General features: G+C 63.9%; 9 protein-coding genes. 2 read left to right on the top strand and 7 right to left on the bottom strand.

Going from position 1 to position 11,768, the window contains the following annotated elements:
- Positions 1-45: 45 nt before the first annotated feature.
- The 5 genes from GNK13_RS19830 to GNK13_RS19810 all read right to left on the bottom strand — a co-directional run bounded on the left by GNK13_RS19830 (position 46) and on the right by GNK13_RS19810 (position 4,168).
- The gene (locus tag GNK13_RS19830; protein WP_164104298.1) at positions 46-381 is read right to left on the bottom strand and encodes an STAS domain-containing protein; all 336 of its coding nucleotides are present in this window, start codon (positions 379-381) and stop codon (positions 46-48) included.
- Complete coding sequence (locus GNK13_RS19825; RefSeq protein ID WP_164104297.1) at positions 381-1,994, bottom strand: PAS domain-containing sensor histidine kinase; 1,614 nt, start codon at positions 1,992-1,994, stop codon at positions 381-383. Before GNK13_RS19825 ends, GNK13_RS19830 begins: the two co-directional genes overlap by 1 nt.
- Positions 1,991-2,416, bottom strand: a complete 426-nt coding sequence (locus GNK13_RS19820; protein WP_164104296.1) for a response regulator — start codon at positions 2,414-2,416, stop codon at positions 1,991-1,993. Before GNK13_RS19820 ends, GNK13_RS19825 begins: the two co-directional genes overlap by 4 nt.
- A gap of 8 nt (positions 2,417-2,424) precedes the next feature.
- Entirely contained in the window at positions 2,425-2,892 is a 468-nt protein-coding gene (locus GNK13_RS19815; protein WP_164104295.1) for a type II secretion system protein, read from the bottom strand.
- Between the two features lie 643 nt (positions 2,893-3,535).
- Positions 3,536-4,168 (bottom strand): NADPH-dependent F420 reductase, encoded by a 633-nt coding sequence (locus GNK13_RS19810; RefSeq protein ID WP_164104294.1) that lies wholly within the window; start codon positions 4,166-4,168, stop codon positions 3,536-3,538.
- A gap of 354 nt (positions 4,169-4,522) precedes the next feature.
- Between GNK13_RS19810 and GNK13_RS19805 the strand changes: the two genes are divergently transcribed.
- Positions 4,523-5,878, top strand: coding sequence for a Na+/H+ antiporter NhaA (locus GNK13_RS19805; protein ID WP_164104293.1), 1,356 nt, complete (start codon positions 4,523-4,525; stop codon positions 5,876-5,878).
- Positions 5,879-5,911: 33 nt separating this feature from the next.
- A complete protein-coding gene (locus GNK13_RS19800) occupies positions 5,912-7,018 on the top strand; it encodes an LOG family protein (protein WP_164104292.1) in 1,107 nt (368 codons plus the stop codon).
- Between the two features lie 103 nt (positions 7,019-7,121).
- Here GNK13_RS19800 and GNK13_RS19795 read toward each other — a convergent pair whose 3' ends face one another.
- Both GNK13_RS19795 and rpoC read right to left on the bottom strand, forming a co-directional pair.
- Positions 7,122-7,316, bottom strand: a complete 195-nt coding sequence (locus tag GNK13_RS19795; protein ID WP_164104291.1) for a CPXCG motif-containing cysteine-rich protein — start codon at positions 7,314-7,316, stop codon at positions 7,122-7,124.
- 66 nt (positions 7,317-7,382) lie between these two features.
- Positions 7,383-11,729: a DNA-directed RNA polymerase subunit beta' gene (rpoC, locus tag GNK13_RS19790; RefSeq protein WP_164104290.1), complete on the bottom strand. Its 4,347-nt coding sequence runs from the start codon at positions 11,727-11,729 to the stop codon at positions 7,383-7,385.
- Positions 11,730-11,768: the final 39 nt, after the last annotated feature.

The raw sequence follows: 11,768 nt of genomic DNA, 5'->3' as shown, positions 1-11,768 counted from the left end.
GGGCGGGGGCGATGGCGATGGCGGGGGCGGGGGCGATGGCAGTGCTCATGTCGCGAAGCTCCCGACAGCCGAGGAGACGTCTGAAAATTGTTGCACGGCGGCTCCGACGCCGGTGATCCGCAGGGCTTCGCTGCACAGCTCTTCGGCCGCCGCGACACCGACCGCGCCGCCGCGGCGGGCGCACTGGTAGTCGAGCTCCAAGAGCCACTCGAGCGCCTGGCTCGAGAGCAGCACGGTTTCGCTGAGGTCGACGACCAGGGCCGGCGAGCCGCGCTTGATCAGCCGCTCGGTCTGGTCCCGCGCTTCCTCGAGCAACTCGCCGCGGAGGGCTCCGCGGGGGCGGACGACATCGACAATGCCTTGGCGTTCGATCCGGAGCATCAGACCCTCGACGGTTCGTCGGGTGCGGGGAGCCGAAGGGTGAAGGTGGAGCCTTCGCCGGGGGTGCTTTCGGCGGTGATGTCGCCGTGGTGCAGCCGAGCGACCTCGCGGGCGAAGGCCAAGCCGAGCCCGTTGCCGCGCTGTTCTTGCACCGAGGATTGTTCGGCGCGGAAAAATTTCTCAAACACCCGCGGCAGGTCTTCCGCCGAGATCCCGATCCCGTCGTCCTGGACGACGATCTCGAGCTGGTCTTCGCGGACCGCTGCGCGAACCCACACATGCCCGCCGGCCGGCGTGTACTTGACCGCGTTGCCGATCAGATTCACCAACAACGCCTGGAGTTTGTCTTTGTCGCCCCGCAGCGAGCGGAGCTTGGGCGAGATCTCGGTCTCGAGCGTCAACTGCCCTGCCTCGACCTGCGGGCGGAGGTAATCGACCGCCTCCTCGATGACTCGCGCGGGCTCGACAACATGCTGCTGAACGACCAGCGAGCCGGCTTCCATTTGGCCGACCGTCAGGAGGTGGTCGACCAACCGGCTGAGCCGCGTCGTTTCGTCGTTGATGATGTTGCAGAACTCTTTCTGTTCTTCGACGCTGACCCCCTGCTCGATCGACAACGCTTCGGCATAAGCGCGAAGGTTCCCAAGCGGCGTCCGGAGCTCGTGGGCGGCCGTCTGCAGGAACTGGTCGCGAGCGGCGGTGGCCAAGGCTTGCTGCGTGACGTCCTGGACCAGCCAGACGAAACCGCCCGCATCGTCATGCCGCCCGCCGAGCCGCGTGCGGCTGACGCGCCAAACCGACTCCAGCGGCGGTTGGGCGAGGGGATCGGCTGACCCAGCCGCGCTCCGCTCGAGACGCACCGTGACGGCGCTCGCCCCGCTCGTGAGCCGAGCGAAGGCGGCTGCGGTGGCTTCGTCGAGGGTGCCGCTGCCCGGACTGCCCACGCTGCCCGGACTGCCCGCGCTGCCCGGACTGTCCTGCTTGTTCTGCGGAGCGTCCTTGGCCGTCTCCTTGGCGCCGCCCTTGGGGCCAGCGGTGGGTGCGGTGGGGACCGTGAGTTGCCGCAGCAAGTCGAGCAGATTGCGGTCGAGCGCCGCGGCCGGGTCGTCCAGCCCCAGGAGGGCGGCAAAGGGAGCGTTGGCCGCGGTGATTCGAAAGTCGTCACCGGTGACGGCGATCCCCGCCGCGACGCTCCGCATGGCCCGCGCCAGCAGCGCCGTTTGCGGGTCTTCCGGCGAGGCCGAGCGGCGCTCGTCGTCGCCGCGGTTCCGCCCGTGCGCCTGTTCGATCAAGCCGTTCCACGCCTGGACCGCCCGCCCTTGGCCGACGAGCGGCCGAATCGTCTGCCAAGCGCGCTCGTCGCTGCCGGTGCGAATCAGTTCGCTCTCGATCCGCGCTGGAACGCGGCCGACGCGGAGGCAGGTCAGGCCGCTCAGCGCGGCCGCGGCAATGGCCACCAGCCAAGGAAGCCGCGCCGTGCCCGGCTCCAGATGCGGAGTGGCCACGGCCAGCAAGGCGATCATCGTCGTCAAACCGAGGAACACGCCACCGATGCGGAGCGTCAGCCCCGAAGCGGTCGATGAAGCGGCCCCCCACCATCCTCTTGCGGTCACGTGCATACTCCGTCGCCAAGACGCTGTGATTCAAGTCGTTGCTGTTCAGCCCGCTGCTGTTCGAGAATCAAGGCAGCCAGACGCTGAGGGCTGAACGGTTTGTGAAGCACCGCCGTCAGACTGTACTGCTCGCGCAGGTACTCGCTGTCCAGCTCCAATCCTTTGGCCGTGCAAAGGATCATGGGCAACGTCTGGAGACCCAAAGTGAACCGAACGTGGTGCAGCAGTTCGAGGCCCGTCAGGTAGGGCATCTGATGATCGGTCACCACGAAGTCGAAGTTCTGTTCGCGCAGCCGAGCCAGCGCGAGTTGTCCATTCTCGACCGCTTCCACTTCAAACCCTTGGCGTTCCAAGGTGAACCGAATGACCCGGCGAAAGACCGGCTCATCTTCAGCGATCAGGACGCGGAATCGAGCTGCCATGGCACCGCTCACCAGTCCGAGCCAGTGCCGGTGGTCAGGTTCAGGATGATGTCGCCGTTGGCCGGCTTGTAGACCCAACCGTTGCCGTCGGACCCGTCCGATCCGCTCGGCGCTGCGGCCACATCGGGATCCGCGTCGGCATCGATGGCGACACCTGCTTGGTTGCGGACCGAGCCGACCTGCGGGATCGGGAAGGGACCGCGGAGGTAGGGGCCGAGCTCGGCCGGCAGGTCGACTCCCGGGGGATAGGTATTGTTCTCGCTGCGGTAGATTTCGAGCGCCGTCCGCAGCAAGGCCAGCTGCTGGTGCGTCGCGTTCTCACCGGCCGTGTCGGCGGTGTTGAACATCTTGGGGACGGCCACGGCGGCCACGATGCCCAGAATCAGCACCACCACCACCATTTCGATCAGCGTGAAACCGCGCTTTTGGCAGCGGCGAATCGGCAAACCGTGGGCGTTCAATTCTTTCGCGTTCACTGGGAATTCCTTTGACGATTAAGTCACTCTCGGGCCACACCGCCGTGCCCACTCCCGCGGACTCGCCGGCGGAAACGCTCGGTGGTCCGTCCTAGGGGGGCATGGCCTTCTTCGAACATCGAAAAGCTAGGACACCCCCGAGTGACCGATCGCAAATTTGCAACATTCCTTCACAATTCCGCTCGCTTCCAAGACACCCTCCACCGCTACAGCTCTCCTAGCCCCTACGACAGGTCCACGCCCTGCTTGAACCGACGGCGCCACCAACACCCTCTCCCCCGGAGGTTGTGCAGTTTTCCGGTCCCCTCTCCCCCGCGGCTTGGCTGCGAACGAAAGTTCCGCAGCCAAGCCGTGGGGGAGAGGGTTAGGGTGAGGGGGCCGTAGCCGGCCGCTTAGACCCCCTCACCCCAGCCCTCTCCCCCAAAGAGAATCGCGAAAATGTTCGGGGGTGAAGGTCGAGCGATTGCCGCGATTCCCTTCGGGGGAGAGGGGGCTAAAAACTGCACGACCTCCCCGGGAGGGTCGAGCTCTCAGGCCCGGGGAGGGCCCGCTGAATCCAGCCGCGTGGCGACACTACGCCGCGCATCACGCTCCCCGCTCGTTCCTCGCGATCCTCCCGGGGGGAGGGTGTCTGTTTGCGCCCTTACTGATGCGGGCGGCTGAGCAATTTCAGCGCGCAGTTGCCTCCCCAGCCTTGGTGGACCGCCAAGTGGATGTACAGCATCGCCATTGGCTCCAGATAGCGGGCGTTGGCCAGCGGTCCGGCGTCGACCGGCTCCATCCCCAGGTCGGCTACCAGTTGGGCGACCGTCGCCTTCGCCTCGTCATCGTCGCCGCAGTAGAACATCGTGGCCGCTTGACCCTCGTAGAGCGGGTCCTGCATCGTGGAGACGCTGGCGGTGTTGAAAGCTTTGACGACCCGGGCTCCGGGAGCCCAGGAGGCGATCCGTTCGGCGGCCGAATCGTCGAACCCGAGTTCCAGCCCGTCGAATGTAGCATTCAGCGGGTTGGTGCAGTCGATCAGGATCTTGCCGGCGAGGTCCTTGGCCATCGCGAGCACCGCTTTGGCCGTTCCGTAGGGCGTCGCCAGGACCACGACTCCGCAGCGGTCGATCACGTCGCGGATCGTGTCGACCGACTGCTTCTCACCACTCAGTTGCGTCATCCGCTCGGCCGTCGGATTGCGGCTTCCATAGTGGATGTGGTGTCCGGCGTCGGCCCAGCGGCGCCCGAGCGTCCTGCCGACGTTCCCCGTCCCGAGTATCGCAATCTCCATGAGCCTCTTTCGTGCGTGGGGTGGGTATTCAATCCGCCGCCGGGCGCGATCCCGGATGAATCATCAGCCGCCGGGCGCTAGCCCACGGTTCCCAAAAACGCCGTCGGAACCGGACGCTAGCGCGTGGCGGCTGATTTAGGTTGTAAGGAGATCCGCCTCGACCACAATCGGGCTGACGTACGGCGGGTTTTCCAGCAACCCGCATTTTCCCTACATCCGTCCTGGTGGTTCGCTTGGGGGGGCGATTCCGGCAACATTTCCTCAACCTCCCCGCGCGACCCTGAGCTAACCATCCCTAGGCGGCGAACGCTCCGCCCTTTGGTCACGATTCGTTAGCTCAGCACGGGGTAGGACATGACGGGGCATCAGGCCGTTGGTGGCGATCGTTGGTTTCGATTTGTCATCGACAATTCACTGCCGTTGATTCTCGGCTCGCTCGCGGCGCTCGTGTGGGCCAACGCTTCGCATCTGAACCACAGCGACAGCTACACGCACTTCGTCCACTTCGACTTTGCCTCGCTCTTCCATGGGGCCGCCGCCGAATCGGAATCCGGCCACGCGGGACACCATGGATTTACCCTCCATTTTCTGATCAACGACCTATTGATGGCGTTGTTCTTTGCGATCGCGGCGAAGGAGGTTTGGGAGTCGTTGCTTCCTGGAGGGGCGCTGTCGAACCCGAAGCGGGCGGTCACTCCGTTGCTGGCGACGCTCGGCGGGATCTTTGGGCCGGCGCTGATCTACATTGCCGGAACGTACCTGAGCGGGACGCATGAAATGCTCGGCAAAGGCTGGGCGATCCCCTGTGCGACCGACATCGCCTTCAGCTACTTGATCGCGCGGATGATTTTCGGCAACGGGCATCCGGCGATCGCGTTCCTGTTGCTGTTGGCGATCGCCGACGACGCGGCGGGGCTGATGATCCTGGCGGTCTTTTATCCGCAGGCGGCGATCGAGCCGCGGTGGTTGCTGCTGACGCTCGCTGCGATGCTGGTCGCGATGGTGATGCGGCGGCGGTTGCAGTTGCACAGCCACTGGTGGTATCTGGTAGGACCGGGAACCCTCTCGTGGATTTCGTTCTACATGGCCAACATCCATCCGGCACTGGGGCTTGTTCCGATCATTCCCCTGCTCCCGCACGCCCACACGAACATCGGCAAGGCGGCCCGCCTCGAGCCGAACCGGAGCGACACGCTGAACGAATTCGAACACTTTTGGAAAGCCCCAGTCGAAGGCATCCTGGGACTGTTTGGCCTGGTAAATGCTGGGGTGATTTTCAGCAGCCTCGGCGTCGGCACCTATTTGGTGCTGGCCGGGTTGCTCGTCGGCAAACCGCTGGGCGTCGTTCTGCTAACCTGGTTTGCCGAGAAGATCCTGAAACTCGAGAAACCGGCGGGTATGGATTACCGGCACGTGGCCACGGTCGGGATGGTGGCTGGGATCGGATTCACCGTGGCCCTCTTCGTCTCGATCGCGGCGTTTCGCGATCCCGGGAGCGTTCAGGATTCGGTCAAAATGGGAGCCCTGCTCAGCTTTGCCGCCGCACCGCTGGCCCTGTTGATGGGACGGGTGCTGAGAATTCGCCCGCTCGAAGCGGGGCAGAGCCTGCACGAAGCCGAACTTGCGCTCGCAGGCGAGCACGGAATCTCCGCTGGGCTGACGGGCGAACCGAGTCCGCAGGCACTCAAGCAGGCAGCACTGAATACGTAAGCGATCGATCCCAAGGCTCTAGAACGGATTGCTATGAACCACGTTCCCAACGACTCGACTGAATCGGACGACCTCGACGGCAAGGTGCCAGCCGAGGCGCTTGGCGACGATGAACAGGTCCGCCCGCAACCGGCCGACGAGCCGATCACGCGGGTCAAGCCAGAGTCGCTGTTGAATTTGATGCGGCAGACGGTCGATCGGCTCGAGTCGGACCGGACCAGCGAAGGGGACCTCAAGATCCTCAGCCGGACGCTCCGCGAGCTGCGGTACGCGTTCAAGGTTTTTCGGCCCTACCGCCGCCGCCGCAAGGTGACGATTTTCGGTTCCGCGCGGACGCCTCCGGATGATCCCGCTTACCAAACCGCCGAAGAGTTCGGGCGGGCAATGGCCAAGCACGGGTGGATGATCATCACCGGAGCGGGCCGGGGCATCATGGAGGCGGGACACGTCGGCGCCGGTCGCGAATCGTCGATGGGGCTGAACATCGTGCTGCCGTTTGAGCAGCGAGCCAACGACACGATTGACGGCGACGCCAAGCTCGTCACGATGCGGTACTTCTTCACCCGCAAACTGATGTTCGTCAAAGAGTGTTCGGCGGTGGTCTGCCTGCCGGGCGGTTTTGGCACGCTCGACGAAGCGCTCGAGACGTTGACCCTGCTGCAGACCGGCAAACAGACGATGATCCCGGTCGTGTTCCTCGACCCGCCGGGAGGGACGTACTACCGCGAGCTGAGCAAGTTCATCGACCGCGAACTGCTCGAAGGGAACATGATCAGCGCCGAGGATGTGCGGCTCTACCGGGTGACCGATTCGGTTGACGAAGCGGTCGAAGAGGTGCTCGGGTTCTACCGCGTGTTTCACTCCATGCGGTACGTCCGCCACTCGCTCGTGATGCGGCTCAACAGCCCGCTGAGCGAGCAGACGCTCGCGGAGGTGAACGAGCGGTTCAACGACATTTTGGTCGAAGGCGAATTCATCCAGCGGTCGGCCCTCCGCGAAGAACGCGACGAAGCCGAGCTGGCCGATTTGCCCCGGCTGGTCGGCCATTTCGATCGCCGCAGCCTGGGGCGGCTGCGAATGCTGATCGACTTCATCAACCGTCCCGAAGCGGGCGAAGACCCCGACGACCGCGACGAGTAAAGAGTACGTCAGCCTTTCCAGGCTGACATAGTCGCCTTTCGCTCCGCGAAAGCAGCGTTGTCTTCGCTACTTTCGCGGGAGCGAAAGGCGACTATGGGACGCGCTAATAGCGGTCTTGCTCGGGTTCGGCCCAGACTCGGACCTCTCCGTCGGGATCGACGCTGACGTGGATCACACTTGGATTGCAGCAGACCGGGCAGTCCTCGACGTACGACTGCTCTTCGCCGCCGCTCAAGTCGACCGGCACGACGATTTCCTCGCCGCAGCTATCGCAGACGTAGCTCGCTTCGTCGTCCATAGGTAGGTCAGCCGCCAGGGGCTCACGCCCCTGGCTATTCTCTGTCGCCGCTCCGCGGCTGGGCGCTCAGTCTTGGCCGCCGCTGCCGAACATGCTGTCGAGGGCTTCGCTCGACTGCTTTTGCTGTTCGCTCTGGGCTTCGCCCCCTTCTCCGTCGCTGGCCGAGCCGGCTTCGGAGAGCAGCGGGAAGCTGGCTTCGAGCGTCTGCTCGGGCTGCTTGGCCATGTCTTCCAAGGCTTCGCGGCGGTAGTTGACTTCGGCATCTTGGAAGATCCGGAAGCCGGTCCCGGCGGGGATCAGGTGACCGAGGATCACGTTCTCCTTGAGACCGACCAGGCGGTCGACCTTGCCGGCCAGCGCCGCTTCGGTCAGCACCTTGGTCGTCTCTTGGAACGACGCGGCGCTGATGAAGCTGTTCGACTGGACCGAGGCTTTGGTGATCCCGAGCAACTGGGTGCTGGCCGTCGCATTGCGAGGCTTTTTACCCTTCGCCGGGGCGCCACCTTGGGCTTCGATGTTGGCGTTGGTCTGCTCGAGCGCTTCCTTCGGCACGATCGCACCGACCGCGTACTCGCTGTCACCGGCGTCGGTGATCTTCAAGCACTTGGCCAGCTCCTGGTTCGCCCGCCGGAATTCGAAGCGGTCCATGACCAGTCCGGGGAGCATGTTCGTGTCGCCGGCGGTCTCGATCTTCACCTTGCGGAGCATCCGGGCGATGATGATTTCGCAGTGCTTGTCGTTGATCTCCACCCGCTGCGAGCGGTAGACCTGCTGGATTTCGTGCAGCAAGTACTGCTGCACCGCTTCTTCGCCCGAGACCCGCAGGATGTCGTGCGGGACCAGCGGACCGTCAACCAGGGCTTGCCCCGCTTTGACGACGTCGTTGCTGTGGACGAGGAACCGCTTGCCGTGCGGCACCAGGTGCTCGCGTTCGATCCCCGACTCGCTCTTGACGGTGATCGTCCGCTTGCCGCGTTTCTTTTCGCCGAGGATTTCGACCAAGCCGTCGACTTCGGCGATGACCGCCGGATCCTTGGGCTTGCGAGCTTCGAAAATCTCGGTGATTCGCGGCAGACCGCCGGTGATGTCGTGCACACCGCCCGACTCGCGCGGCATTTCGGCGAGGATCGTACCGGGGTTGATCTCGGCCCCTTCCTTGACGTTGATGATCGCCCGCTCGGGGAGGTACTGGACGTCAACCGGTTTGCCTTCGGCGTCTTCGATCACGATCTGCGGGTGGAGGTCACCCTTGTGTTCGATGATCGTCGTCCGGATGTTACCGCTCGGCTCCCGCTCGAGCTTCATCGTCTCGCCTTCGACGATGTCCTCAAAACGGACCTTACCGGCAACCTCGGTCAAAATCGGGATCGAGTAGGGGTTCCATTCGCAGATCACGTCGCCCGCTTTGACTTCGTCCCCTTCCTCGACCATCAGCATCGCCCCGGTCGGGATCTCGTAGCTCTCGATTTCGCGGCCGCGGTTGTCGACGAGCGAGATCTCACCGTTGCGGGTGAGCACGATCGAGCGACCTTCGTCGTTCTTGACTGCCCGCATCCGGATCAGACGCACCGAGCCGCCCTTCTTGGCGCGGATGTCCGACTCTTCGACCTGCTTGCTCACCGAGCCACCGATGTGGAACGTCCGCATCGTCAGCTGCGTTCCCGGCTCGCCGATCGACTGGGCGGCGATGATTCCGACCGCCATGCCTTCTTCGACGAGCGAGCTGGTGGCCATGTCCATGCCGTAGCAGTTGCGGCACACGCCGAGCGGCGCGTCGCAGGTCATCGGGCTGCGGACCTGGATCTTCTCCAGCCCCATCTCCTCGATCTTGCGAGCGCTCTCCGGAGTGATCATCTCGTTCTCGCGAACGATCACTTCGTCGGTGATCGGGTTGACGATGTTCTGCCGGCTGACGCGACCGTTGATCGAGTCGGCCAAACGGACTTCGACCTTCTCACCGCGGTAGATGACCCCCTTGGTGATTCCTTGGGTGGTTCCGCAGTCTTCCATCGTGACGACGACGTTCTGAGCGACGTCGGCCAGCTTGCGGGTCAAGTAACCCGAGTCGGCCGTCTTCAGCGCCGTGTCGGCCAAGCCCTTGCGAGCCCCGTGCGTGGAGCTGAAGTACTCGAGCACCGACAGCCCTTCGCGGAAGTTGGCCTTGATCGGCGTCTCGATGATCTCGCCGGTCGGCTTGGCCATCAGACCTCGCATCCCGGCCAGCTGGCGAATCTGTTCGATACCGCCTCGAGCACCGGAGTGGCTCATCAGATAGACCGGGTTCACGTACCAGCCCCCTTCGCGGGCGTCGTGCTCCATGGCCTTCATCATGTCGGTCGTGATCGCTTCGCGAGCGTGCGTCCAGACGTCGAGCACCTGATTGTACCGCTCGCCGCCGGTGATCATCCCGCGGTCGAACGCCTTCTTGTGCTTCATCACCGTCTTTTCCGCTTCGGCGATGTACTTGGCTTTCGTCTCGGGCGTGACCAGGTCGTCGGTCGCGAACGACAACCCGGAGCGGGTCGATTCGCGGAACCCGAGCTGCATCATGTCGTCGAGCAGGTTGATCGTCGCTTTGCGGCTGAGCCGCTGATAGCAGTCGCTGATCACGCTCGCCAAGTCGCCCGACCGCATCGGATAGTTGTAGTAATCCATGCCTTCGGGGAGCATCAGGTTGAACCGCACGCGGCCCGGAGTCGTCTCGATGATCGCTCCCGGGCGGGTGCTGTTGTCCTCGCTCTTGAGCCGCACATGGCCGGGCAACCGCACCTTGATCTTCGCGTGCAGGTCGACGACGCCCATGTTGAAGGCGAGCTCCGCCTCCTCGAGGCTGGCGAACGTCATCCCCTGCCCCTTGCGGTCCGGGAGCTCGACCGTCAGGTAATAGCAACCCATCACGACGTCCTGCGAAGGACTCATGATCGGCTTGCCGTTGCTCGGAGCGAAGACGTTGTTGGTGCTCATCATCAACGTGTGCGCTTCGACCTGGGCCTCGATCGAAAGCGGCAAGTGGACCGCCATCTGGTCGCCGTCGAAGTCGGCGTTGAAGCCTTTGCAGACCAGCGGATGGAGGTGGATGGCGTTACCTTCGACGAGCGTCGGTTCGAACGCCTGGATCCCGATCCGGTGGAGCGTCGGGGCCCGGTTGAGCAGCACCGGGTGGTTGGTGATGACCTGCTCGAGGATATCCCAAACCTCCTCGTCCTTCCGCTCGAGCATCTTCTTGGCCGACTTGATCGTGTCGGCGTGACCGAGCTCTTTGAGGCGGCGGATGATGAACGGCTGGTACAGTTCCAGGGCGATCTTCTTGGGCAACCCGCACTGGTGCAGTCGCAGCCGCGGACCGACCACGATCACCGAGCGGCCGGAGTAGTCGACGCGCTTGCCGAGCAGGTTCTCGCGGAACCGCCCCTGCTTGCCCTTGATCATGTCGGTCAGCGACTTGAGCGGGCGGTTGCTCGAGCCGAGCACCGGACGCTTGCAGCGGTTGTTGTCGAACAGCGCGTCGACCGATTGCTGCAGCATCCGCTTTTCGTTGCGAATGATGACTTCCGGCGCGTTCAGGTCGACCAGCTTCCGCAAGCGGTTGTTGCGGTTGATGATCCGGCGATAGAGGTCATTCAAGTCGCTGGTCGCGAAGTTGCCGCTGTCGAGCAGCACCAACGGACGGAGGTCGGGCGGGATCACGGGGATCACGTCCAGGACCATCCATTCGGGGCGGTTGTCGCTGTCGCGAATGCTCTCGACGATCTTCAGCCGGTTGATCAGATCCTTTTTCTTCTGCTTGCTGCCGGTCTCATGCAGGTCGCTGCGGAGCTTTTCCGAGAGCGAAACCAGCTCGAGTTTGGAGAGCAGTTTGCGGATCGCTTCGGCCCCCATGTCGGCTTCGAACGAGCCTTCGCCGTACTGGGCCCGGGCGGCCCGGTACTCCTCTTCGGTCAGCAGCTGCTGCGCCTCGAGATCGGTCGTGCCGGGATCGACGACCACGTAGTCCTGGAAGTAGATCACCTTTTCCAGCGACGAAGTCTTCATGTCGAGCAGGTTGCCCAGCCGGCTCGGCATCGCCTTGAAAAACCAGATGTGCACGACCGGGGCGGCCAGATCGATGTGCCCCATCCGCTTGCGGCGAACGCGGCTGTGCGTGACCTTCACGCCGCAGCGATCGCAGATCATGCCCTTGTATTTCATCCCGCGGTACTTGCCGCAGGCGCACTCCCAGTCCTTCTCGGGACCAAAGATCCGCTCGCAGAACAGGCCGTCCTTTTCCGGACGGTAGGTGCGGTAGTTGATCGTCTCCGGCTTGCGGACTTCACCAAACGACCAGCTCTTGATGTCCTGCGGTCGCGCCAACGAGATTTTCACCGAAGCGTAATCGTTGATGCGATCGTAGGTCGTGGATTCGCCGACTGACATATCGAAGGAACTCCTGAACGGGACCACCCGGGCGGTAGC

The sequence above is a fragment of the Candidatus Laterigemmans baculatus genome, from assembly GCF_010367455.1.
Classification (GTDB): domain Bacteria; phylum Planctomycetota; class Planctomycetia; order Pirellulales; family Pirellulaceae; genus Laterigemmans; species Laterigemmans baculatus.
Note: the sequence above shows the minus strand (reverse complement) of the source record. Positions and strands in the feature narration are given on the sequence as shown.